Genomic DNA, 24,239 nt, shown 5'->3' with positions numbered 1-24,239 from the left:
ACGAAGAAGGCCCCGGATGCTGAGCATCCGGGGCCTTCTTCGTTGCTGTGAGCGGGTCAGATCGCGCGGACGATACCGAGCGGCGTGGACTCGAGACCCTGACCAAGCGGGTTATCGCCGAGGATCTTGACGAGACGACGCTCGCCGTCCTTGTCGAGCGTGGACCCGAGGATGTTCCCACCGAGATCGTTGATGTCGACCACCGCCACCTCGGCCTGGCCACCGATCAGAGCCTTCAGACGTGCGGCGACGCCATCGGGGTCCTTGGGTCCGAGCACGACCGCCTCGTTGTACGGAGGGATGGTGTGCTTGGTCGGGCCATCGATCGCACGCGCCTTGTCTCCCGCAATGCGGTAGAAGTCGCCACGACGTCCGAACGCCTTGGTCACCGCTGCGACGGCGGACGCGAAGAGGATGCGCGGGGTACCGCACTCCCGCAACGCCATCTCCATCGTCTCCGGCATGCCGAGCCCGATCCCGTACGGCGTGCGGGTGACGTACTTCGAGAGGAACAGAGCGAGCTTGCGGGGCTTGATCTCGTCGAGACGATACGACCGTCCCTGCGTGATCGCCACGATCTTCTCGGTCACGAACAGCAGGTCCCCCGGCTGTACCGCGTCCTTCGCGTATTCCGTGATGACGGCATCGAGGTCGTCATCCGGCATCACGACGCGCGTACGCAGCGGGATCCGCGCGTAGTTCTTCCCGTCGACGCTGGTCTCGAGCGCCTTGCCCTCGTTCGCCTGCATCACTCGAGGTAGTCCCGCAGCGACTGCGAGCGGCTCGGGTGCCGGAGCTTGGCCATGGTCTTCGACTCGATCTGACGGATCCGCTCGCGGGTCACGCCGAAGGTGTCGCCGATCTGGTCGAGCGTCTTGGGCTGACCGTCACCGAGGCCGAAGCGCATGCGGATCACGCCTGCCTCGCGCTCGGAGAGCGAGTCGAGCAGCTGCTCGAGCTGACGCTGCAGCATCGTGAAGCCCACCGCGTCGGCCGGGACGACGGCCTCGGTGTCCTCGATGAGGTCACCGAATTCGCTGTCTCCGTCTTCACCGAGCGGGGTGTGCAGGGAGATCGGCTCGCGGCCGTACTTCTGCACCTCGACGACCTTCTCGGGCGTCATGTCGAGTTCGCGGCTGAGCTCTTCCGGCGTGGGTTCGCGACCCAGGTCCTGGAGCATCTGACGCTGCACACGGGCGAGCTTGTTGATGACCTCGACCATGTGGACCGGGATGCGGATCGTGCGGGCCTGGTCAGCCATCGCGCGGGTGATCGCCTGGCGGATCCACCACGTCGCGTAGGTCGAGAACTTGAATCCCTTGGTGTAGTCGAACTTCTCGACGGCACGGATGAGACCCAGGTTTCCCTCCTGGATGAGGTCGAGGAACTGCATGCCGCGACCCGTGTAGCGCTTGGCGAGCGACACGACGAGGCGGAGGTTCGCTCCGAGCAGGTGGCTCTTGGCGCGCTGGCCATCGCGGGCGACCCACTGCAGATCGAGACCGAGCTGACCGGCCTTCTCCGCGGCGGTCATCGTCGACAGCTTCTCCTCGGCGAAAAGCCCTGCCTCGATGCGCATCGCGAGCTCGACCTCTTCGGCCGCGTTCAGCAGCGCGACCTTGCCGATCTGCTTCAGGTAGTCCTTGACCGGGTCGGCGGTCGCGCCGGTGATCTGCGAGGAGTAGACGGGAACGTCGTCCTCGTCGCTGGACGTGATGACGATCGCGCCGGTCGGAAGCGGCTCGGTGAACTTCGGCTTGCTGTCTTCGTCGTCTTCGTCGACCGCCTCGGCGGCGGGCGCCTCATCGTCTTCGACGATGTCGTCGGCCTTCTTCTTCTTCGCGGGCGCGCGCTTGGCAGCTGCGCGCTTCGCTGCGCTCAGCGGCGCAGGCTTCTCAGCCGCATCCTTCGTCTCAACCGGAGCCTCGGTCGCGGTCTCGTCAGCGGCCTTCTTCGTCGTCCGGGATTTGTTTGTCGTGGCAGGAGTCACGTTTCGCCTTTCACGGGGCTGCGGACCGCCCCGGGACATTTCGGACACTAGTAAGACCCTTGTCAAGTCCGCTCCAGAAAAGGAGCGATTGACAACGGGTCAGAGTCCTAGTATCGCACACGTGTGGCGATGCGGATGCATTCCGGCGAAGTTCGCCGGAATCGGGTCACGTCCGCCCGGGCTTGTCCTCGTCACCCGAAGGCCGAGAGGCCAGGTAGCGCTCGAGCTCCGCAGCCAGTTCGTCGGCGCTGGGAAGGTCGCGTTCGCTGAATCCGCCCTCGTCGTATGAGCCGTCGTCGGGGTTGCGCCCGGCCATGTAGGCGTCGTAGCGGCGCTCCAGGTTGTGCACCATCTGCTGCAGCTCGTCGTTGCCGAGCACCTGCTCGTCGACACGCGCGAGATAGTCGTCCCGTCGCTCGTGGACGGCGTCGAGCACGAGCACCAGGCCCGTCGATGCCATCAGCCGCTCGGCAGCGGTGATGACGGCATCGGGGTTCTCGGTCTCGGCGAGGTAGTGCGGAACCAGCAGCACGAATCCCACGGCGCGGTCGCCGCGCTCGGCGAAGCGGAACTCGAGGAGGTGACCCGCCGTCGCCGGCACCTGTGTGCGCGGACGCCAGACCGAGTGGACCACGTTCAGTTCGCGGCGATTGCCGCTGACGGTCGTGCCGATCGGCCGCGTGTGCGGCACGGGCATGGCGATCGAATGCACCCAATTGAGACCTGAGACCTCGAACTCGGTGGCCAGTTCCAGCACCGTGCTCGCGAAGGCGTTCCACGCGAAGTCCGGCTCGTAGCCCGCGAGCAGCAGGAAAGGCTGTCCGAGCGCATCCGTGGCGAGAGACAGCTCGAGGCGCTGCGGACGGAACTCGGTCAGGTGATCCTGATCGAAGGAGATCACGGGGCGACGGGCGCGGTAGTCAAGGAGCACATCGTTGTCGAACACCACGACGGCCTGCGGCGACGTCGTCTCTCGCAGGTGATCGATGAGGCCGGACACAGCGCTGCCCGCATCGGTGAATCCGGTCAGGAGCACCACCAGGGGCAGCCCGCGCGGGACGGCCGGCGCGTTCGCGACTCGTTCATGGATGGGTCCGGAGAAGGGCATGTGTCCATGCTACGAGCCACTCCCGCTGCCGGGGTTGGCGGCATCATGCTGAGAGCGAACACGCGGGTGGCCGCTCGCGCCCGTGCCACCGCGGTGATCCCTAGGATGGAACCATGACGCTTCCCGTGCTCTCGCACACCATCGATCAGTTCCCCGGAAGCGCTGCAGATGCCGCAGTGCTCGTCGTCCCCGACATCTCGGAGTCCGCCTCGGCGCTCGACGGCTACCCCGGTCTCGCCGACATCCTCGCCGGCATCGGATTCACCGGATCCGCATCCGCATTCGCCCGTGTGCATGCGCCCGAGGTGTCCTCCGTCCCGTTCGCGGTGGTCGGCGCAGGGGCTCCCACAGCTGTCTCCGTCCGCAACGCCGCCGGAGCCGCCCTGCGGGTGATCACCGGGTTCGAGACGATCTCCCTGGCGCTCGCGCCGGGGCTCGAGTCGTTCGCGGCTGCCGCTGCGGAAGGTGCCGTTCTCGGCGGACACCGCTTCGAGGGCTACCGCTCGGAGCAGGGCAAGAAGCGCGCATCGTCCGTCATCCTGCACGCGCAGATCGACGACGCGACGGCCGCGCACGCGCAGACCGTCGGTGACGCAGTCGCCCTCATCAAGGACCTCGTGCAGGTTCCCGCCGAATGGCAGAGTCCCGCACAGCTGGCGCAGAGTGCAGCCGACAGCGTCGCCGACCTGGATGTCACTGTGGAGATCCTCGACGAGGCTGCCCTCGCAGAGCAGGGGTTCGGCGGCATCCTGGGTGTCGGTCAGGGGTCTGACCGACCACCGCGCCTGGTCCGTCTCGACTACTCCCCCGCGGATGCCTCGCGCCATATCGCGCTGGTGGGCAAGGGAATCACGTTCGACACGGGCGGGCTGTCCCTGAAGCCGGCCGCGTCCATGGTCGGCATGAAGTTCGACATGGCGGGCGCGGCGACCAGCCTCGCCGCGTTGCGAGCCATCGCGACGCTGGGGCTGCCGGTTCGCGTCACCGCGTGGCTCTGCATCGCCGACAACATGCCCTCCGGACGTGCGACACGTCCCGGGGACGTGCTGCGGATGCTCGATGGCACCACCGTCGAGGTCCTCAACACCGACGCAGAGGGCCGCCTCGTGCTCGCCGACGGCCTCGTCGCCGCGAGCCGCGAGCACCCGGACGTGATCATCGACGTGGCCACTCTGACCGGAGCCATCATCCTCGCCCTCGGACACCGCCACACCGGAGTGATGGGCGACGACGAGACCGTGGCCCAGTTCCTCGCCGCCGCAGACTCGGCCGATGAGCTCGCCTGGCACATGCCTCTTCCCGAGTACATGGAAGACACGCTCGACTCGCCGATCGCGGACCTCATCAACGCCAACATGAGCGATCGGGCCGGCGGCGCGTCGTTCGCGGGACTCTTCCTGCGCCGGTTCGTCGGACGCGTGTCCGATGCGGATGACGCCCCTCGCATCCCCTGGGTGCACCTCGACATCGCCGGATCCGGCGAGCACGGCAGTGCACCCTACGGTTTCACTGAGAAGGGCCCCACTGGGGCGATGGTTCGATCGATCGTCGCCTTCGCCCACGCATCCCACACGGAGGCATGACCTATGACCACACACACCTTCGACGTCGTCGTCCTCGGTGGCGGCAGCGGCGGCTACGCCGCGGCGCTCCGGGCCAGCGAGCTCGGCAAATCCGTCGCCCTGATCGAGAAGGACAAGGTCGGCGGCACCTGCCTGCACCGCGGCTGCATCCCGACCAAGGCGCTGCTGCACGCGGCAGAGGTCGCCGAGCATGTGCGGGATGCCGCATCGGTCGGCGTCACGGCGACTCTCACCGGGATCGATCCCGTCGGCGTCCGCACGTACCGTGAAGGCATCGTCGCCAAGAAGTTCAAGGGCCTCGAGGGACTGGTCAAGGCGCGCGGGATCACGACCGTGGCGGGGACGGGGCGTCTCAACGCCGACCGCACCGTGAGCGTCGGCGAGGACACCTACTCCGGTACCGATGTCGTCCTGGCGACCGGATCGTACAGCCGCTCACTCCCCGGCCTCGAGATCGGCGGCCGCATCATCACCAGCGAGCAGGCACTCGCACTCGATGTCATCCCCGAGCGGGTGCTCATCCTCGGCGGCGGTGTGATCGGCGTCGAGTTCGCCAGCGTCTGGCGTTCGTTCGGCTCCGAGGTGACGATCGTCGAGGCGCTGCCGCACCTCGTCCCGAACGAGGACGTCGCCCTCAGCAAGGGCCTCGAGCGCGCATTCCGTCGCCGGGGCATCCAGTACTCTCTCGGCGTCCGCTTCCAGACCGCGGTCCAGAACGACAGCTCCGTGACCGTCACGTTGGAGGACGGCAAGGAGTTCTCCGCGGACTACCTGCTGGTCGCGGTCGGCCGCGGGCCGGTGACCGCTGACCTCGGGTTCGAAGAGGCCGGCGTGACGCTCGACCGCGGATTCGTGACCGTCGATGAGAACCTCCGCACGGGTGTCCCAGGCCTGTGGGCCGTCGGTGACATCGTTCCCGGGCTGCAGCTCGCGCACCGCGGCTTCCAGCAGGGGATCGCCGTGGCAGAGCGGATCGCGGGACTGGCTCCGGTCAACATCCCCGACCTGCAGATCCCCAAGGTCACCTACTCGAGCCCTGAAGTCGCCTCCGTCGGACTGACCGAGGCAGCGGCCGTCGCCGAGCACGGAGCCGACGCCATCGCGGCGTACGAGTACAACCTGGCCGGCAACGGCAAGAGTGAGATCATCGGAACCGGCGGTCTCGTGAAGGTCGTCCGGCTCAAGGACGGCCCCGTGATCGGCGTCCACCTGCTGGGAGACCGGGTCGGGGAACTCATCACCGAGGGACAGCTCGCAGTCGCCTGGGAAGCCCACCCCGAGGACATCGCGCCCCTGATCCACGCGCATCCCACGCAGAGCGAGGCGCTGGGCGAAGCCTTCCTCGCCCTGGCCGGAAAGCCCCTGCACGCCCTCTGAGCACCAACCGGTGCCTGAGTCACTAAGCTAGACAAGCGTCAACACACTTCCTGAAGGAGACTCCGTCATGAGCACATCCGTCATCCTCCCCGCTCTCGGTGAGAGCGTCACAGAGGGTACGGTCACCCGCTGGCTCAAGCAGGTGGGCGACACCGTACAGGCGGACGAGGGCCTGCTGGAGATCTCGACCGACAAGGTCGACACCGAGATCCCCTCCCCCGTCAGCGGCGTGATCGAGGAGATCCTCGTCGCCGAGGACGAAACCGTCGAGGTCGGTGCTCTGCTCGCTCGCATCGGCGACGGAAGCGCTCCGGCTCCGGCCGCGGACGCTCCGGCTGCCGCCGAGCCCGCCGCCGAGGCCGCCCCCGCACCTGCCGCTGAGGCAGCGCCTGCCCCCGCCGCGGAAGCTGCACCGGCAGCCGAGGCTGCACCGGCCGCCGCGCCCGCCGGCGATGCCACCGACATCGTTCTGCCCGAACTCGGTGAGAGCGTCACCGAGGGCACCGTCACCCGCTGGCTCAAGCAGGTCGGTGACACGATCGCCGTCGACGAGGCACTGCTCGAGATCTCGACCGACAAGGTCGACACCGAGATCCCTTCGCCCGTCGCCGGTGTGCTGCAGGAGATCGTCGCCGCTGAGGACGAGACCGTTTCCGTCGGTGCGGTCCTGGCGCGTGTCGGCTCCGGTGCCGCTCCGGCAGCACCCGCCCCGGCCGCAGAGGCACCCGCTCCGGCAGCGCCTGCTGCTGCTCCGGCACCTGCTGCTGCTCCGGCCGCTGCTGCTGCTCCCGCCGCTGCCGCTCCGGCGCCCGCTGCCGCTCCGGCGCCCGCTGCCGCTCCGGCGCCCGCTGCCGCTCCGGCGCCCGCTGCCGCTCCGGCGCCCGCTGCTGCTCCGGCGGCAGCGCCTGCTGCTCCGGCGCTGGCTCTGCCCACCGAGAGCGACAACCTGTATGTGACCCCTCTGGTGCGTCGTCTGGCGTCGCAGCAGGGCGTCGATCTGGCGTCGGTCACCGGCACCGGTGTCGGCGGACGCATCCGCAAGGAGGACGTGCTCAAGGCTGCGGAGACGGCTGCGGCCGCCCCCGCAGCAGGCGCACCGGCTGCGGCTGCTCCGGCTCCGCTCGAGGTCTCGCCGCTGCGCGGCACGACCCAGCCCATGTCCCGCCTGCGCAAGGTGCTCGCCGAGCGTGCAGTCGCCTCGATGCAGCAGACGGCACAGCTGACGACCGTCGTCGAGGTGGATGTCACGGATCTCGCGAACTACCGCGACAGCGTCAAGGGATCGTTCCTGGAGAAGACGGGCGACAAGCTCTCCTTCCTCCCGTTCTTCGCACTCGCGACGGCTGAGGCGCTGCAGGCGTTCCCGATCGTCAACGCGACGGTGAAGGACGACCAGATCGTCTACCCGGCGTCCGAGAACGTGTCGATCGCTGTCGACACCGAGCGCGGACTGCTCACGCCCGTGCTGCGGGATGCCGCCTCGAAGAACATCGCTCAGATCGCGCACGAGATCGCCGACCTGGCTGCTCGGACGCGTGACAACAAGCTGAAGCCCGACGAGCTCGCCGGCGGCACGTTCACGCTGACCAACACCGGTTCGCGCGGCGCGCTGTTCGACACTCCCGTGGTGTTCCTGCCCCAGTCGGCGATCCTCGGCACCGGTACGGTCGTCAAGCGCCCCGGTCTGGTGAAGGTCGGCGGCTCCGACGCGATCGCGATCCGTTCGTACGTGTACCTCGCGCTGTCGTACGACCACCGGATCATCGACGGTGCTGACGCTGCTCGCTTCCTCGGTGCGGTCAAGGCCCGCCTCGAGGCCGCTCAGTTCGCCGCACAGCTCGGCGCCTGATCCGACTCATCACTCTGCCTGGTCCGCGACGTCGTACACGTCGCGGACCAGCCATTTCTCGTTGATCCGCACGAGCACCAGGAACTGATCGGCTCCCGATGCGGCGTCCCGCGTCGCATCCGGTGCACCCACATCCTTCCGCGCGTCCTTCGGTGTCAGTCGCACGACGGCGGCGTCTCCGTACTCGTCGACGAGCTCCACATCAGACAATTCTGCTCCGCCGTCGGCGAGCAGTTCGATCACGGCAGCCGATCCGCCCGCCACGGCCACGGCGCAGATCGCGTCACCAGCGTCCGCGCACCGGCTGATCTCGTCCAGCAACCAGGACGCCGCCTCCGCAGGTTCTTCTGACTCCGGAGTCGGCCGCGACGCGACCGGAGAGGGCGAAGAGTCCGGCGATTGCCGCACATGATCCGCAGATGCGCCAGGTCGCTCTGCGGCAGGGGAAAGATCAGCCGCGCTCCCCGTGTCAGGATCCGCGGATTGCACGGCGCCCGATGGCTGCGGGCCCTCCGCGACCTCGCTCGTCGCTCCGCTGGGCCACACGAGCCCGCCCAGCAGCACGGCGATCGCCGCGCCCGCCGCGACCAGGAGCGAACGACGGCGGGGCCGGGGTGCGGTGCCCCGCTGCACTGTCGGCGCCCCCATGCGTTCGCGGCGGGTCGGAGGGCGCAGAGCGCGGGCGCATCCCCGCACCCACCGCATGACGTCCCCCGGCACGGACGCGAACCTCCCGGCCGAAGTTCGCGCCCTGGCACGATCTCTCGTCACGCCACGCCGCATGCGCCCCCCGCGCGCCGAACCGGCGACGCGCCGTGACGGGAGAGCCGAGGATTCCCCACGCAGCGCCGCCCTGGCGACCGTGTCCGCCCTCTCGGGAGCGAACATCTCCCGACGAAGCACCCGCGGTGCCGCGACCTCGAGAACTTCCCCTTCCCACTTCTCGAGCAGCAGCCGCGGCACACGACGCTGTTGCTGCTCGAGGTTCGTACGCAGCCCTTCCTGCACGACCCCCAGAAGACGCCCCAGCGTCTTGTCCGCACAGTTCTCCCCGAGTTGCGCGACGAGCAGCGCGACCCCCGCCCGCGCCTCCACGCCTTCGCCGAGCACGAAGACCGGCCTGCCCTCGTCCGTCAGCCACCAGGCGCCCGTCGCATTCTCCGTCGCTCCGTCTTCTCCGAGCTCCTCCAGCGCTCGGAACAGACTCACCAGTAGAGTGCTGCACTCCCCCGACGACAGCCCCACATCCGCCGCGGTGCGACGCCCCACGAATGCCGACACCCTCTCGGTGCACCATGGAAGCAGCACGTCGTGTCCCTGCGCACGGCGCACGAGGTCGAGCGGTCCGGCCACGTGCTCCGAGCCTCCGAAGCGCCAGCCCTCCCAGCCGGCCAGCGTCGCTGCGTCGACCCGAACCGCCACGGCGTCGCCACGCGTGACCAGCACCCCGACGAACGGACCCTCATGCGAGTCGATCGCCCGGATCACCCGATGCGCCCCGGGAAGGAGCGCGGGTGTGAGGGCGTCGGTCGCGGCAGCTGGCATGGCTTCATCACACCGGATCTGCCCACTCCCCGAAGCCGATCGGAGGCGATGTGGACGAAAAGCCGACAATCGACGAACTGTGCAGGAGGTGTCCACGCGGCGAAGCACCCGTTGCGCGGCAGGGCGGCAACGCTCCGCTGGACGCGAACGCCGTCAACGAGCGCCTCCGGACTCGGTAGGCTGGTGCGCATGGCAAAGCGTGCTCCCGAACCCGAAAAGCGTCCTGGGTTCTTCTCCCAGATCAAGTCCCTCTTCCGGTTCACCCGTGAGGTGTATGCCTGGTTGCCGTGGGCGCAGGTCGGCATCCTGATCGGCGGTGTCCTCCTCGGCCTCGTCGCCGGCTACCTCATTCCCCCGTTCCAGATCTGGACGCTCGTGCTCTGGGGTATCAGCGGACTGATGTTCGGTGTGCTCGGTGCCATGTTCCTCATGACCAGGCTCTCCACGACGGCCATGTACGCGAAGATCGACGGCATGCCCGGAGCAACCGGCCACGTGCTCAGCACCAGCCTCGGTCGCCGCTGGCAGGCATCCGAGACGCCGGTCGGCATCAACCCGAAGACGCAGGAAGCGGTCTATCGCACGGTCGGCCGGGGCGGCGTCGTGATCGTGGGAGAAGGCGCACGCGGTCGGCTCACCCGACTCGTCAACGAAGAGCGCAGCAAGGTCCAGCGCGTCGCGAACGGCGTGCCCGTGACGGTGCTCTACGTCGGACACGGTGACGACGAAGTGACCATCGCCGATCTCGCCAAGACCATCAAGAAACTCCCCAAGGCGATCGACAAGGCGACTCTCGCGGCTGTCATCCGCCGCATCGAGTCGGTGTCGCAGTCGCTCTCCTCGCTGCCGATCCCCAAGGGCATCGACCCGACGAAGGTGCGCGCGCAGCGCCCGCGCTGAGCTGCAGCCCCGCAGACGACGAAGCGCGGCCGCCCTCCTCGGAGGTGCGGCCGCGCTTCTGTCCTGTCACTCCGAAAGCGGTTGGCGTGGGAGTCGACGCACCTTCGCGCGCCGGCGACGGCGCTCCGGGACCATCGATCGCATCTCGTCGAGCTTTCCGAAGCAGAACAGACGATCCTCAGCCTCGAGCACCACATGCTTGCGCGGGTTGGGGATCACCGTGGCGCCCCGATGCAGAGTGAGCACCGTGATGTCACGCTCCCAGAGCCCCGCTTCACCCAGGGTCTTGCCCACGAGGTCGACCGCACCGTGCACCATGAGCTCTGCCACGCCGTACCCCGTCGAGACGGTCAGCCGCTGCCGCACGTCGATCTCAGGGAACGCGACCTGACCGGCGATGTAGTCGATGATCGCGCCCGCGACGTCGAGCTTCGTCGCGGTCTCGATGCCCTGCAATCCCGGTGAGGAGTTGACCTCCATCACGAGAGGTCCGTCGTCGCCCTCGAGCATGTCCACTCCGGCGACGCGCAGCCCCATGATCTGGGCGGAACGGACGGCGGCCCGTTCATAGACCGGGTCGAGCTCGATCGCCTCGACAGAACCGCCGCGATGCACGTTCGAACGGAATTCGTCTCCCGCCGCCGAGCGCCGCATGGCCGCGACCACGCGATCTCCGACGACCAAGGCGCGGATGTCACGTCCACGGCTCTCCGAGATGAACTTCTGAATGAGCACGTTCTGCTTGGTGGAGTGCAAGGTCTCGATGATCGCCTCGGCGACCTTGACCTGCGGAGCGAGGATCACGCCGATCCCCTGCGTGCCCTCCAGCAGTTTGATGACGACCGGTGCGCCACCCACACGCTCGATCGCGGGCCGGACATCGGCTCGGTTGCGCACGAATGCGGTCGGCGGCATCGCGATGTTGTGCCGTGACAGGATCTGGTTCGCACGGAGCTTGTCCCGGGCGCTGGAGATGCCGTTCGCCGTGTTCGGCGTGTATACGTCCATCTGCTCGAACTGGCGCACCACGGCCGTGCCGAAGTACGTGATCGAGTTTCCGATGCGCGGCAGGATCGCGTCGTAATCGCTCAGCTGTCTGCCTCGGTAGTGCAGGTCCGGTTCGTCCGCGGTGAGGTCGATCGCGAAGCGCAGCGTATTCAGCACCTTGACGTTGTGGCCGCGCTGGAGGGCAGCCGCACGCAGTCGTTGGGTGGAGTACGCCTGGGGCGCACGGGAGAGCACTGCGATCTTCACGGAGAATTCCTGCCAGGATGGTCGGGTGACTAAGACATCCCATTCAAACACTCTTACAGGGTGGCGAGAATGGGTTGCGTTGCCCGATCTCGGCGTGGACTGGATCAAAGCCAAGATCGACACCGGCGCGCGGACCTCCTCCCTGCACGCATTCGACATCCAGGAGTTCGACCGAGAGGGCGAGTCCTGGGTGCGATTCCGTCTCAAGCCCTGGCAGGACAGCCAGGAGGACACGGTCGTGGTCGAGACGCCTGTGCACGATCGACGCGCCGTGCGCAGCTCCTCAGGCCATGCGCAGGAGCGCCTCGTCGTCATGTTGCTGATCCGCCTGGTGGATCGAGAGGTGCTGGCAGAGGTCACACTGAGCAACCGCGACGAGATGGGCTTCCGTATGCTCATCGGCCGCGAAGCCTTGCGGCGCGGTTATGCCGTCGACCCCGCGCGCTCGTTCCTGGGTGGGCGTGCGCCGCGGGAGGCCCGGCGCCGCAACCGCGGCAGGGACTGAGCACCGGCGAGCGTCAGGCGCGGATCAGCACCGTGCCGACGGCTTTGTCGTGCAGACCTCGCTGGTCGGCATCCCAGATCACCGCGGGGATCACGAGGATCAGCAGCAGAGTGCGCACGAGGGGTCGCCACACGCCGATCCATCCGCCGTCCATGCGCACGAGACGCATGCCGACGATGCGGTGACCGGGGCTGCCTCCGACGACCGGGATGAAGATGATCTGCAGCAGCGCGAAGACGAGCAGCGGGGCGAACTGCGTGAGTCCGGCCTCGGTCGGGAGCGCGAACTGGTTGAAACCCAGGAAGCCCGTCGCGATGATCGTCGCGGCCGTGTAGTCGATGAGGAGGGCGCCGATCCGACGACCGATCCGACCGATGCTCCGTGATCCTGAGTCCGGGAGTCCGAGTCGCTCACCGGGGTACATGTTCGCCGCATCCGTCACCTCTCCAGCCTACCGATGCGGTCCGGGCGCTGTAACAAGCCCGAAACAAAGCGGACACCCTGGAGAAATCCCTCAGCCGTACTGTGCAGAATGGCCGTAAGCCATCGATCCGCTACACAGGAGTCGTACATGTTCAAAGATTCGTCCGAGGTGCTGAGCTACATCAAGGAGAACGACGTCAAGTTCCTTGACATCCGTTTCACCGATCTTCCGGGTGTGCAGCAGCACTTCAACATTCCTGCGTCAACGGTCGACGAGGCGTTCTTCACGGAGGGTCAGCTGTTCGACGGCTCCTCGATCCGTGGCTTCGCCAGCATTCACGAGTCCGACATGCAGCTCATCCCGGACGTGACGACGGCGTACGTCGACCCGTTCCGCGAGGCGAGCACGCTCGTGATGATCTTCGACATCTACAACCCGCGCACCGGTGAGATCTACTCGAAGGACCCCCGTCAGGTCGCCAAGAAGGCGGAGAAGTACCTCACGTCGACCGGCATCGCCGACACCGCGTTCTTCGCCCCCGAGGCCGAGTTCTACATCTTCGACGACGTCCGCTACTCGGTCACCGCGAACTCCAGCTTCTACAGCGTCGACTCCGAAGAGGGCGCCTGGAACACCGGCCGTGAAGAAGAGGGCGGAAACCTCGCCAACAAGACCCCCTACAAGGGCGGTTACTTCCCGGTGAGCCCCGTCGACAAGACCGCAGATCTGCGCGATGACATCACCCTCAAGCTGATCGACGCCGGGTTCATCCTCGAGCGCTCGCACCACGAGGTCGGCACCGGTGGCCAGCAGGAGATCAACTACCGCTTCGACACCATGGTCCATGCGGCGGACGACATCCTCAAGTTCAAGTACATCGTCAAGAACACCGCCGAAGAGTGGGGCAAGGTCGCGACCTTCATGCCCAAGCCGCTCTACGGCGACAACGGCTCCGGCATGCACACGCACCAGTCGCTGTGGAGCGACGGCAAGCCGCTGTTCTACGACGAGGCCGGCTACGGCCAGCTGAGCGACATCGCGCGCTGGTACATCGGTGGCATCCTGGCGCACGCGCCGGCGCTGCTCGCCTTCACCAACCCGACCCTGAACAGCTACCACCGTCTGGTCAAGGGCTTCGAGGCTCCCGTCAACCTGGTCTACTCGGCCGGCAACCGCTCCGCCGCGATCCGTATCCCGATCACGGGCTCGAACCCGAAGGCAAAGCGCATCGAGTTCCGCGCGCCCGATGCCTCCGGCAACCCGTACCTCGCCTTCGCCGCGCAGTTGATGGCCGGCCTCGACGGGATCAAGAACCGCACCGAGCCGCACGAGCCGGTCGACAAGGACCTCTACGAGCTTCCCCCCGAGGAGGCCAAGGACATCCCGCAGGTTCCGAACTCCCTGCTGGACTCGCTGGACGCTCTCGCGGCCGACCACCAGTTCCTCCTCGAGGGCGGCGTGTTCACCAAGGAGCTCATCGAGACCTGGATCTCCTACAAGTACGAGAACGAGATCCTGCCGATGGCCCAGCGCCCGCACCCGTTCGAGTACGAGCTGTACTTCGGCGTCTGACCCGATCCCGCGGACTGCCTGAGGCTGAGGCCCGCAGGTAGTCCGCAGAATCTCAGAGAGCCCGTCACGGTCCACCGTGGCGGGCTCTCTCGTCGTCCAGCTCCGAGAGGAACCTCGGGCGCTGCGGCGTAGCGCCCGACACGACGACAGAGCCCCGGCTCCCCCTGGTCCCTCGGAGCGAGAGGCCAGGAGGAACCGGAGCTCTGTCGTGCGGGATCAGACGTGTGAGGATGCTTCGACGAAGCGGTCCTGCAATGTCTGGAGGTGTTCCGGCGTGAGCCCGAGGCCGTCGCGCGCATAGCCTTCGATGCTGCCGAAGCGGGTGCGTGCTTCGTCGAGCGCGGCGTCGAGGTACTCGTCGCGCACCCCGAGCATCGGCAGGAGCAGCGCCGTGTCGACGCCCTTCGCCGCCGCGGCGTCGAGGATCGGCTGCAGCGTCGGAAGGAGATCCGCGTTCGTCTCCAGATAGTCGGCGCGTACGTCTTCCTCCGCCACCCCGAGCAGGAGCAGCAGTGAAGCGGCAGCCCAGCCGGTACGGTCCTTGCCCGTCGTGCAGTGGAAGAGTGCAGCACCGGTGCGCGAAGGGTCGATCAGGTCCAGGTAGAAGGCGCGGTACGCGGCGAGAGCCGAGGGGAGACTCACGATGTTGCGGTACGAGTCCTGCATCAGCGCTTCGGCACGGCCCTCCCCCAGAGTGGCGGCCAACGCGCCGGGATCGGTGACGAGCTGCCCGACGCTGGCCGCGACATCCGCAGTGCTGTCGGCGAGCACGTCCAGCCCCAGGACGCTCACTCCGGCAGGCAGCCGGTCGGGCGAGGCAGCGCGTTCTGCCGCCGTCCGCAGGTCGTAGACCGTCGCGATCCCGAGGCCCGCGAAGGCGGCGAGGTCGTCGCCCTGCAGCCGCGCCAGCGTGGCTGAGCGATAGATGACACCCGGGCGTATGACGCCGGCCGTGGTGGTGAGGCCACCGAGCTCTCGCAGATTGGGTGCGCTCCGCAGCGCCACGCGCCTGTCGATCGGTGCTGTCATGTGACCTTCTCCTCGTCCATGGTGCGGGTGTGTGCGGCTCCGTCGGATGCCGCGTGCAGCGTACCCGGCGGGCGGGCCACGAGTTCGAGGACCGCGACCAGGATGACGCCGACCAGCGCCGTCCACACGATCGTGCTCGGCGACAGCGGCCGCGACAGGAGCAGCACGGCGAAGCACCCCAGACCGACCAGGACGCGCAGCGGCATACGCCACCGGTGCAGCTGCGCGCCGAAGCCACCCGTGGTGATGCCGCGCTGCTCAGCCGCGTGGCGGATCGCCGCAAAGGCCGCGGACGCATGTGCGCGAAGCTTCCGCGCCCAGTGCCACGGACCGGCGAACATCGTCACGATCAGCACCGTCGCCGCAAGCACGGCCATCACGAGCACGATGCTCGACACGAAGCCGAGGATGCCCGAGTACAGCGCGACCGCTGCATCGTGCGGAATGCTCTCGGCGACCGCGAGGGCGAAGACCCCGGTCCCCACACCGATCCCTGCTCCCACGAGCACCATCGTGAGCAGCACCGCACCGGAGGTCCAGATCAGGGCGACTGCGCGCCGCCGGGCGATCAGGACCCCGGCGGCCAACAACAGGAACGACACCCACGGCAGCCAGATCCCCAGGGCGACGACCAGTTGGTAGATCGTGATGTAAATGCCGACCGAACTGGATTCCGCGATCACGATGGATCTGTCGATCTCCGGGATCTGCGCGGCGAGAGTGAAGCCGTCTGCGACCAGCTGCTCCTTCACCGACCGGATGATCGGGCCGAGCTGCAGACTGATCTCCTGGTTCTGACCGACGGACACGGCTGCGTCATTCTGTCCCGTGGCGGTGCTCACGAGCTGTCGGTGCGTGACGGTCAGCGCATCCTTCCAGATGACCGCGAAGACGTCGGAGCGCACGAACTCGGTCACTGTGTCGTGGATGAGGCCCTTCACTCCCGCGACCGCCGGTGCCTTCAGCAATCCGAGCGCTTCGGTGGCTCGCGGTGCGAGCTCCAAGCCCTCGAGGCCCGCGAAGAGGTCATCAGCGATTCGGTCGATGTCGATCGCCGACTCGATCGCCGCGACGCTCTGACCGGCCACGAAGTCCTGTACGGCGGGGTCTTCGGCGAGCGGCGCGAACGTCGCGACGAAGTACGACGTGTCGGTGAGCTCACGATGAGCCCATGTGGACACGATCGCCACCGGCGTGAGCACGGCGCCGATCGTCACGAGCGCCGTGCTGAGGATCGTCCATCCCCATGCCCGCCTCCGAGGTCTGTCCACGCGAGACACGGACGCGGAGGACTCGCCACCCTCGCGGGCGGCAACCAGTTGGCGCGTCAGCTCGTCCTTCTCGGCCGTGAGTCGCGCGAGTTCTGCATGAAGCTGTTCCGTCGTCTGCGGCGCCATCGGCGTCAGATCTTCTCCGGGCGCGGCGCGTCCCACGTGCCGTCGAGGATCGGTCGCCGGGGACGATAGAGCCGCAGCGTGTAGTTCCAGCCCGTCATGATGGGCAGCGTGTTCGGTGCGCCATCCGCATGTTCGCTGAAGCGCACTGTCACAGCGCCGTCGGCATCAGGAACCGCGGTGAGGCTGTTGATGCTGTTCACGCCGAGCGCGTTGGGCTCGAAGTAGCCGGCGGCGTTGTAGAGGGACACCGACCAGAACGCGTCGACGGGAACGTCCCGGAGGACCAGTCGGTAGTCGGCCACCGGCAGTCCCTCGTCGACGCTCATGTAAGTGGCCTCGTACTCGGGCAGACCTCCCCAGCCGCCCGCGGTTCCGAGCAGATGCATCACCGGATCGACCTGGGTCCGCGTACCGAAGGCATGATCGTAGGTCGAGACGCCGCGCCCGAGCGTCAGGAGCGCATCGCGGGTCTCCGTCTGGGAGGCCTCATCGTATTCCGGGAGCGGGAACGCGCCGGAGCCCCCGCCGGACAGGATCAGGCCGTCCTGGAGCCGGTTCACCTCGGTCACGTCGTTCGCATCGTTCGGGTCGACGAGGATCCGCACGAGGACGGCGGCATGATCGGTGCCGACCAGGTCGCGGGTGAGCACGTGCTCACCCGCTTCGCTGAGGATGAACGCGGTGTAGTGGTCTTGGTTGATCACGTGCGCCGAGATGTACCGCGCCCCCGTCTCGGGCAGCGTGAGCGTGACGCCATCGCGCACGTCGATGATCGCACTGCTGTACAGGGTGTCGCGGTTCTGGCGGATCACCGGTTGGTCGTCGAGGCCCTTCAGGCCCCGGGTGTGGTTCCACTCCCCGAGGCCCGTCGCGGCGGAGAGCCGGGCGAACATCAGGTCGGACTCGGCACGCGCGAAGTTGAGGAAGGTGACTTTGGTTGCAGGCATGGAGGTTCCTTCTGTTCAGAGGTGGGCAGGAGCGTGGGCGATGCTCAGGAGAGCAATCGCGCTTTTGCGGCCGTGAACTCGGCGTCGGTCAGCATCCCCTGCGTCCTGAGCTGCATGAGGTTCTGGAGTTCGGTGACGAGATCACCGGGAGACGATGCCTGCGGGGGCGCCGGAGACAGCACCGGACCCTGGGGCGCGGGTTCGCTCTGCGGAAGAGACTCGAACTGCGCGGCGTCGTACTGCAACTGCGCCGTGTTCCGACGATGCGCCGCCACCGCTCCGCTCACGGCGGTGGCCGTGCCGGCGACGACAGCAGCGCGTGCGGCGAGTCCCAGCAGACCCGGTCGGCCGATCCTCGGGATGAACGGCATCTCACCCCTCCGTTCTCGAGGGAAGGGAATCCATCAGCGCATTGACCACCGGTGCCGGGATCCGCTCGTGTCCGAGCAGTACCGCACCGGATTCGGCGGTCCGGGCCGACAGCTCACGCTGGTAGACGAGTTCGACGGCTACGAGAAGCGCCGCGGTGCCGGCGGGAACGGCGACGGCGAGCGTGGCGATGTCCTCCTGCCCCGCGAGACCGGACGCGTGCAACTGGTGCGCCTGGACTCCGTATGCGGGTGAGAGATCGTCGACCTCCGTCAGCGTGATCGCGCCATCCGCCGACCGCGAGATGTGGATGAGGTCGAGCAGTCGCAAAGTCTCCGTCTCGACGAGGTCGAGGAGAGCCTGCAACGCCGCGCGGTCCGGCTGACCATCAGGAAGGCCGAGCAGGTAGAGATCGACCGGTCCGTAACCGGTGATCGTCACGACAGCGCCTTGGCCTTCAGCTGCTCGAACTCCGCCGTCGAGATGGACCCGGCTTCGAGGAGGGCAGCAGCGGCGGCGATCTCCTCGCTCGGCGACGACCCCGCGACCTCGCGGATGTACGTCTGCGCGGCATCCTCCGCCTCCCGCGCGGCGCGGCCGCTCCGCTCCGCCATTCCCTGTCCCCGCGCGATCAGGTAGATCAGCACTGTGAGGAAGGGCAGGAAGATCAGGAAGATGACCCAGAGCGCCTTCCACCAGCCGTTGAGCTCACGATCGCGGAACAGGTCCGTGATGATCGCGAACAGCGCGAACAGGTAGCCGATGAAGACCGTCGCCCAGAGCATCCAGCCGAGAATTTCCCAGAAGAGCATGTCCGTGTGTATCCGTTTCTCTTGTCGCTCTGCCGTGAGACACGGCGCCCGGATCCGATCCGGTGAGAGGCATATCGCTGACAGTCTGGCGAGTGCGGAGAGGCTGTGGCGGCGACCTCATCCTCCGCGGATGACATCGTGCGTCAGCATCGCGCCCGGCCCCGTCGGACGCCGATATTCTGGAGCCGTGATCGAAGCCGTACGCCACGAGCTCGCATCCGGCGATCCGGAACAGGCTCGGCGCACCCTGCGGCGCAACTGGCTGCGACTGATCCTCGAATCCCACACCGCAGAGCTCGAGCAGCTCTGCCTTGCGGCCCCCGATCCGCACGACCCGCATGTCCTCCTCATCCGTGCCTGCTGCCGCGACCTGCTGGGCGATACGTTCGGCGCGACCTTCTTGCGCGGGCAGGGGATGCGCGTGGCATCCGACGACTTCGTCGCCTGCTTCACGGAACTGCTGCTCGCCCCCGACACACCGACCAAGGCCGCGCTCGCCGACCGCGCACGCGAAGCGCTCTCGCAGTGCGGCCCGGATGACGATTACCCGTCGGCGCTGTTCCTGTTGGGGTGGACCGAGGTGCGGCTTCGCCGCGACCCCGCCGGCGCGATCGCTCTGCTCCGGTCGGCCGCGGATGAGGCTCGTCTGCGTGGACACGCCGAGACGCTCCGTCTCGCACAGTCCAACCTCGCCTTCGCACTCACCCATGCCGGGCTCTTCACGGAGGCCGAACAGATCCTCGATGCGCTCCCTGCATCCGCGTCCCCGTCCGACTGGGATCGCTTCGAGGGCGGCCTCCCGCAGGCGAACCGCGGATGCATCGCCTACTGGCGAGGCGACTTCGAGGGGGCGATCGTCCATCTCGACTCCGTCATCGCCGACGGAACCCCGGGGAACAACTTCGAGGCGCTCGCCCGTCTGTACCTCGTGATGAGCCTCATCGCGCTCCGCCGTCAGGACCGCTACTACAACGCCGGGGCACTCCTTCAGGGCGTGAGCAGGGCCGACAAGCACGGAGTCCCGTGGGACACTCTGCGCCGGGTCGTCTCGGCGTGGCTCTCCCATGCCGAAGACAGGGACGACCGCGCGCGCGGCGTCGCCGCACCGGTGCTCTCCGCACGAACGGGCGCGCCCGTGGCGCACGCACGACTCGCCGAGCTCTATCGCGTGATGGGGGAACCCGCGCTCGCCGCACAGGCGCTCCGGCTCGCAAGCACCACTGCGCTCCCCCGCTATGCGCTGGTGAACACTCTCGTCACCTCCGCAGCGCTCAACGCGGAGGCCGGTCGCGGACCTCAGGCTCACGAGCAGCTCGACCGCGCGCTCGAGGCGGCGACCGCGGAGAAGGTCCTCGCGCCCTTCCTGGCGGACGACGAGGTGATCGGCGACCTGCTGGGAGCGCACGTGCACCGAGGCTCACGGCACCACGCACTCCTGCAGAGCATCCTGGAGCGCCGGGGACGCCTCACGAGTCTCCTCGACGGCGTGCTCACTCGGCGCGAGAGCGAGATCCTCGCCTGCCTGCGCACCGAGATGACGGCCGAGGAGATCGCGACGCATCTGGGCATCTCCTACCCGACGGTGAAGACGCACATCCGATCCGTCTATCGCAAGCTCGGGGTCAGCACTCGGCGAGCCGCTGTCCACGCGGTCGATGCACGGTAGCGCTTAACGCGGGCCCCGCAGAATCGCAACCCCCTCGGCGTCAGCTGATCACACGGTGATGATGGGATCTCCGCCCGCACAGGGCCCGCGCGAAAGGGACGAACCTCATGACCGACACCACCCCCACCCAGCGCGTCGCGGAGCTGATCAAGGACTTCCGCTTCGCCATGTTCACGACGCGCAATGCCCAGGACCGCCTGGTCGCGCACCCGCTCACCGTGCAGGAGGCGGAGTTCGACGGCGACCTCTGGTTCCTCGTGTCACGGAGCGCCTCATTCCTGGAAGACCTCCGACGGGACGACCACGCGGGCGTCTCGCTCAGCTCGAACGGCTCCTGGGTCTCGCTCTCCGGCACGGCAGAGCTCGTGGAGGATCCCGCGAAGGTGCGCGAGCTGTGGAGCCCGACTGTGGAGGCGTGGTTCACGGAAGGCCCGGACGACCCCGATGTCGGACTGCTCAAGTTCTCCGCCGAGTCCGCGGAGTACTGGGACAGCCCCGGCGGCAAGCTCGCCTCGCTCTTCAGCTTCGTGAAGGCCAAGGTCACGGGCGAGCCATACGACGCCGAGAACGAGAAGGTCGAGCTCCCGGACGCCTGAGACTCCCTGATACGCGAAGAGCCCGCCCTGCGTACGCGGGGCGGGCTCTTCGCGTCGAGCGGATGCGGGTTTACGGAACGCGTGCGCCCGAGGTCTTCTCGCTCAGGTGCTCCGAGGTGAGCGTCGTGCTGACGTAGGTGGCGGTCAGCGATCCGCCGGCCGTCGGATACAGGCGCAGCAGCGGCAGCGTGACGACGTTGCCTGCACCGTTCAGAATGCCGGAGTACACGTACTGGACCGTTCCGGTCGTCCCTGCCGCCGGCAGCGCACCGACGCGCGTCCAGCCGTTGAGGTTGCTCTCCTCGAGACGGTAGCTCGTGGGGTCGGTGACGTTGCCACCCGCGCCCCAGGTCACGCTCACGGACGCCGCACCGGAGGTGAACAGCCCGGGCGCTTCCAGATCGTCTCCGTCGGGCGTGAAGGCGATGAAGCCGACGTTCGCGCCGCGGTTGATCAGAACGTGGGCAGGGTTGGCGATCGACGTCGAGACAGACGTGCCCCCCTGCCATTCGGTGAGTCCCGCGGGAGCGGGGCGCGGTCCCGTCCCCTCGCTCGCAGCAGCCAGCGGCGTCGCGACGGCGACGGCGATGACGGGGGCGGACCAGGCTGCGGCTTTGATGACGGTGCGGCGGTCCATGCCGGTCGTGGCGTCCTGCTCGTTGATGCTCATTCGGTGTTCTCCTCTGAGAGTGGATCCCGGCACGACGACGACCCACACCGCAGCAGTCGATGCCCTCGGACGAAGCGGTCCTCATGCGGACGCGCCGACGAGGAGCGCAACGATGCGGGCGTGGGCGGTGCGGACGGGTTCCGCACCGGTGACGGGCGATCGCACGCCGGGTGGGGCGACCTACCAGCTGCCATGCTGCCCGCGCTGCCCGGGCACGCGACGCACAAGAGGCATGTTTGTCGCCACCGGACCATGGCCTGTCGTTCTGGGTATCGACTCCGGCTCACGGCGGGACGGCTCACCCCCGCGCGGCTCGCCGCACCTCGGACGGGGAGCTCATCCCCTCCTGCCCCATCGCTCTGGCGAGACTCGACCCGCCGGAGAACCCGGAGTACTCCCCGATCATCGCCACGCTCAATCCGTCGTAGGCGCGATCGGTGAGCAGGTCGAGCGCATGCTCCACCCGTGCTCGACGGATGGCCCGTTCGGGCGTGGTGCCGCGTGCCCGGAACGCTCGCTGCAGCTGGCGCAGCGAGATGCTGAGTTGCTCGGCGATTCCACGCGGCGCGAGCTGAGGGTCAGAACGCTGGGCCACGATCGTGCTCACCGCGTCACGATAGACATCGGCCGAGAGCCCCACACGCGGGGCTCGGGTGCCCTCGACAGCGACGCCGAGCACCATCTCCTGGAGCAGGCGCTCGAAGTAGTAGTTGCCGAAACCGCTGACCGGTTCGCTGTCGGTCGTCGCCGCGGACTCCGCGAAGGCCACTGCGGGGTCGAGCAACGCGCTCGTGGACGCCACCGTGCGCACCTCTCCCGGAGCAGGCGCGGCATACCCGGTCAGGGCTTCTGCCGGAATCAGGATCGACAGCAGTCGCAGCTCATCCCGCGGCGAGGCCAGCAGGGGCGCGTCATGACTCAGCAGGAACGCGTCGTTCTCATGGAGACGGATCGTTCCCGATGCGGAGCCGATGTCGATCCCTCCGGATCTGACACTGTGGAGGCCGATCAGACCGGCGACACGGTCGAGGCGGGATCGACCGTCATCCCGCCCTCGGACGAACTCCCGAATGCGTACGCTGCCGAACATCGCGAGCGTGCGGGCTCTCGCTACCGGCATGTCGTCACCGGATGCTGCTGACGCGGTGCTTCCGCCGCCCCGGCGTCTTCCCGTATCGAGCGGGCCGTCGTCGCCATGATCAGAGTCGTACGAAGAGGCGCGAGCTCACCTCCGCGCGCCGATGAGAAATCGACATTTCACCACGTGCCGATCGCGCAGAAGGCACGACGACCGCTCCCCAGAGATCCACAAATACCCTTCCCCTCGCGGTTCCCCACCGCGCCCCATCCCGGATACGAGACTTCTCCGAGCCTAGCGCGCCCATGAGATGTATTACGCCGCATACATGTACGCTCCGTGCGTCGGCTTGACCACACTGCAAGCGGGTGATCAACTGAAGGGTCGGACAGTCGAGTGGGGGACACATCATGCGTCGGAAGTCGAATCGCGAGCACATCGAACCGGTGAAGCCGGCGCCGCCCTCCCCCCGCCCTTCCGCGGCTGTCGCCTCGCTCGCGCGGGCGAACCCGTTCATGCTCGGACTGCTCGGCGCACTCGGCGTTCTCGTGGCGCTGGTGATCGGCGGCATCGTCGACCAGCTCGCCACGGTCCTCGTCTACATCGGTGTCGCGATCTTCCTGGCTCTGGGGCTGGACCCCATCGTCCGATTCATCGAGCGCAAGCTGCCCCGTCCGGCTGCCGTCGCGATCGTCGTCACCGGAGTGGTCCTGGCCTTCGCCGGCATCATCCTCGCGATCGTCCCGATCCTGGTGCAGCAGATCACCAATCTGGTCGAAGACGGCCCGCAGATGGTCAAGGACATCCAGGCATCCGGATGGTTCAAGGATTTGAACAACCAGTTCGGGTCGGCCTTCGAAGACGCGGCGAACGGAGTTCTCTCCTTCTTGAAGGACCCCGGCAACCTCGCCGACATCGGCGGTGGGGTGTTCGCCGTGGGTGCCGGGATCGCCGGCGGCTTCACCGGAGTCACGATCGTCCTGATCCTGACCCTGTACTTCATGGCGTCGCTGCACGGCATCAAGCGCACGGCAGCGCGCTTCGTGCCCGCGTACCAGCGCGACACGTTCAGCGAGCTGCTGGAGGATGTCTCAGGGGCTGTGGGTCGCTACGTGATCGGACAGGCGAGCCTCGCCCTGATCAACGGCGTGCTGAGCCTGATCGTGCTCAGCATCATCGGCGCCCCGGTGCCGGCGCTCCTCGCGCTGATCGCCTTCATCGGATCGATGATCCCCCTGGTCGGTACGCTCTCGGCGTCGATCATCAACTCGTTGATCTGCCTGTTCGTCAGTCCGGTGACCGCACTGATCGCCATCATCTACTACCTCGTCTACATGCAGATCGAGGCATACATCCTCTCGCCGCGCATCATGAGCAAGGCCGTCGCGGTTCCCGGAGCGCTCGTGGTGATCGCCGCGGTCGCCGGAGGAGCGCTCGGAGGAATCCTCGGCGCCCTGGTGGCCATCCCGGTGGCGGCGAGCATCATCATCATCGTCCAGAAGGTCCTGTTCCCCGCTCAGGACCGCAAGACGGCTCCCCCGACGCTCAGCGCCCCCTGAGCGTCGCCG

The 24,239-nt window shown here is 67.7% G+C and carries 23 protein-coding genes; 9 read left to right on the top strand and 14 right to left on the bottom strand.

The features are described from left to right. Positions 1–56 precede the first annotated feature (56 nt). The 3 genes from FB560_RS08170 to FB560_RS08160 all read right to left on the bottom strand — a co-directional run bounded on the left by FB560_RS08170 (position 57) and on the right by FB560_RS08160 (position 3,098). Positions 57–749 carry a coenzyme F420-0:L-glutamate ligase gene (locus FB560_RS08170; RefSeq protein WP_188895186.1) on the bottom strand — a complete coding sequence of 231 codons (693 nt, stop codon included), beginning with the start codon at positions 747–749 and terminating at the stop codon, positions 57–59. Beyond that, the gene (locus tag FB560_RS08165; protein ID WP_229673165.1) at positions 749–1,990 is read right to left on the bottom strand and encodes an RNA polymerase sigma factor; all 1,242 of its coding nucleotides are present in this window, start codon (positions 1,988–1,990) and stop codon (positions 749–751) included. Before FB560_RS08165 ends, FB560_RS08170 begins: the two co-directional genes overlap by 1 nt. 166 nt (positions 1,991–2,156) lie before the next feature. Beyond that, positions 2,157–3,098, bottom strand: coding sequence for a proteasome assembly chaperone family protein (locus tag FB560_RS08160; RefSeq protein WP_141871905.1), 942 nt, complete (start codon positions 3,096–3,098; stop codon positions 2,157–2,159). Positions 3,099–3,211: 113 nt separating this feature from the next. Here FB560_RS08160 and FB560_RS08155 point away from each other — a divergent pair, with 113 nt between their 5' ends. From FB560_RS08155 to sucB, 3 genes are all read left to right on the top strand, one after another. Beyond that, entirely contained in the window at positions 3,212–4,681 is a 1,470-nt protein-coding gene (locus FB560_RS08155; protein WP_141871904.1) for a leucyl aminopeptidase, read from the top strand. Between the two features lie 3 nt (positions 4,682–4,684). Then, positions 4,685–6,058 (top strand): dihydrolipoyl dehydrogenase, encoded by a 1,374-nt coding sequence (lpdA, locus tag FB560_RS08150; protein WP_141871903.1) that lies wholly within the window; start codon positions 4,685–4,687, stop codon positions 6,056–6,058. 67 nt (positions 6,059–6,125) lie between these two features. Continuing rightward, entirely contained in the window at positions 6,126–7,907 is a 1,782-nt protein-coding gene (gene sucB / locus FB560_RS08145) for a 2-oxoglutarate dehydrogenase, E2 component, dihydrolipoamide succinyltransferase (protein ID WP_141871902.1), read from the top strand. Positions 7,908–7,916: 9 nt separating this feature from the next. Here sucB and FB560_RS20935 read toward each other — a convergent pair whose 3' ends face one another. Continuing rightward, the gene (locus tag FB560_RS20935) at positions 7,917–9,452 is read right to left on the bottom strand and encodes a hypothetical protein (protein WP_229673167.1); all 1,536 of its coding nucleotides are present in this window, start codon (positions 9,450–9,452) and stop codon (positions 7,917–7,919) included. Between the two features lie 189 nt (positions 9,453–9,641). Here FB560_RS20935 and FB560_RS08135 point away from each other — a divergent pair, with 189 nt between their 5' ends. After that, the gene (locus FB560_RS08135) at positions 9,642–10,352 is read left to right on the top strand and encodes a DUF4191 family protein (protein ID WP_141871901.1); all 711 of its coding nucleotides are present in this window, start codon (positions 9,642–9,644) and stop codon (positions 10,350–10,352) included. Positions 10,353–10,418: 66 nt separating this feature from the next. Here the strand turns inward: FB560_RS08135 and FB560_RS08130 are convergent, their stop codons facing one another. Next, positions 10,419–11,606 carry a RimK family alpha-L-glutamate ligase gene (locus FB560_RS08130; protein WP_141871900.1) on the bottom strand — a complete coding sequence of 396 codons (1,188 nt, stop codon included), beginning with the start codon at positions 11,604–11,606 and terminating at the stop codon, positions 10,419–10,421. Positions 11,607–11,631: 25 nt separating this feature from the next. On the opposite strand from FB560_RS08130, the gene FB560_RS08125 reads away from it, so the two are divergent. Beyond that, a complete protein-coding gene (locus tag FB560_RS08125) occupies positions 11,632–12,111 on the top strand; it encodes an ATP-dependent zinc protease family protein (protein ID WP_141871899.1) in 480 nt (159 codons plus the stop codon). A gap of 13 nt (positions 12,112–12,124) precedes the next feature. Here FB560_RS08125 and FB560_RS08120 read toward each other — a convergent pair whose 3' ends face one another. Beyond that, entirely contained in the window at positions 12,125–12,535 is a 411-nt protein-coding gene (locus FB560_RS08120; protein WP_170198152.1) for an RDD family protein, read from the bottom strand. A gap of 147 nt (positions 12,536–12,682) precedes the next feature. Between FB560_RS08120 and glnA the strand changes: the two genes are divergently transcribed. Further along, on the top strand, positions 12,683–14,107 hold the full coding sequence (gene glnA / locus FB560_RS08115) for a type I glutamate--ammonia ligase (protein WP_141871897.1): 1,425 nt from the start codon (positions 12,683–12,685) through the stop codon (positions 14,105–14,107). 216 nt (positions 14,108–14,323) lie between these two features. On the opposite strand, the gene FB560_RS08110 is transcribed toward glnA, so the two are convergent. Genes FB560_RS08110 through FB560_RS08085 form a run of 6 tightly spaced genes read right to left on the bottom strand, consistent with a single transcriptional unit; the run spans position 14,324 to position 18,661 of the window. Then, on the bottom strand, positions 14,324–15,136 hold the full coding sequence (locus FB560_RS08110) for a tyrosine-protein phosphatase (protein ID WP_141871896.1): 813 nt from the start codon (positions 15,134–15,136) through the stop codon (positions 14,324–14,326). Then, positions 15,133–16,533, bottom strand: coding sequence for a hypothetical protein (locus FB560_RS08105; RefSeq protein WP_141871895.1), 1,401 nt, complete (start codon positions 16,531–16,533; stop codon positions 15,133–15,135). Before FB560_RS08105 ends, FB560_RS08110 begins: the two co-directional genes overlap by 4 nt. Positions 16,534–16,538: 5 nt before the next feature. Then, positions 16,539–17,480 carry a DUF1214 domain-containing protein gene (locus FB560_RS08100; protein ID WP_141871894.1) on the bottom strand — a complete coding sequence of 314 codons (942 nt, stop codon included), beginning with the start codon at positions 17,478–17,480 and terminating at the stop codon, positions 16,539–16,541. Positions 17,481–17,524: 44 nt separating this feature from the next. Next, positions 17,525–17,851, bottom strand: coding sequence for an SHOCT domain-containing protein (locus tag FB560_RS08095; protein ID WP_141871893.1), 327 nt, complete (start codon positions 17,849–17,851; stop codon positions 17,525–17,527). Between the two features lies 1 nt (position 17,852). Beyond that, positions 17,853–18,290 (bottom strand): DUF6325 family protein, encoded by a 438-nt coding sequence (locus FB560_RS08090; RefSeq protein ID WP_141871892.1) that lies wholly within the window; start codon positions 18,288–18,290, stop codon positions 17,853–17,855. Next, positions 18,287–18,661, bottom strand: coding sequence for a PLDc N-terminal domain-containing protein (locus FB560_RS08085; protein ID WP_141871891.1), 375 nt, complete (start codon positions 18,659–18,661; stop codon positions 18,287–18,289). The genes FB560_RS08090 and FB560_RS08085 overlap by 4 nt, the downstream gene beginning before the upstream one ends. A 187-nt stretch (positions 18,662–18,848) precedes the next feature. On the opposite strand from FB560_RS08085, the gene FB560_RS20930 reads away from it, so the two are divergent. Together FB560_RS20930 and FB560_RS08075 are read left to right on the top strand one after the other, a co-directional pair. Beyond that, positions 18,849–20,327, top strand: coding sequence for a helix-turn-helix transcriptional regulator (locus tag FB560_RS20930; protein ID WP_141871890.1), 1,479 nt, complete (start codon positions 18,849–18,851; stop codon positions 20,325–20,327). A gap of 107 nt (positions 20,328–20,434) precedes the next feature. Next, a complete protein-coding gene (locus tag FB560_RS08075) occupies positions 20,435–20,923 on the top strand; it encodes a pyridoxamine 5'-phosphate oxidase family protein (protein ID WP_141871889.1) in 489 nt (162 codons plus the stop codon). Between the two features lie 70 nt (positions 20,924–20,993). Here FB560_RS08075 and FB560_RS08070 read toward each other — a convergent pair whose 3' ends face one another. Together FB560_RS08070 and FB560_RS08065 are read right to left on the bottom strand one after the other, a co-directional pair. Next, on the bottom strand, positions 20,994–21,593 hold the full coding sequence (locus tag FB560_RS08070; protein ID WP_141871888.1) for a hypothetical protein: 600 nt from the start codon (positions 21,591–21,593) through the stop codon (positions 20,994–20,996). A gap of 298 nt (positions 21,594–21,891) precedes the next feature. Beyond that, positions 21,892–22,713, bottom strand: coding sequence for a helix-turn-helix domain-containing protein (locus tag FB560_RS08065; protein ID WP_141871887.1), 822 nt, complete (start codon positions 22,711–22,713; stop codon positions 21,892–21,894). Positions 22,714–23,081: 368 nt separating this feature from the next. Between FB560_RS08065 and FB560_RS08060 the strand changes: the two genes are divergently transcribed. After that, a complete protein-coding gene (locus tag FB560_RS08060) occupies positions 23,082–24,230 on the top strand; it encodes an AI-2E family transporter (protein WP_141871886.1) in 1,149 nt (382 codons plus the stop codon). Positions 24,231–24,239 lie beyond the last annotated feature (9 nt).

This window comes from Microbacterium saperdae, from assembly GCF_006716345.1.
GTDB lineage: Bacteria > Actinomycetota > Actinomycetes > Actinomycetales > Microbacteriaceae > Microbacterium > Microbacterium saperdae.
The sequence above is the reverse complement of the archived record's forward strand: the minus strand, read 5'-3'. Positions and strand labels throughout refer to the sequence as shown.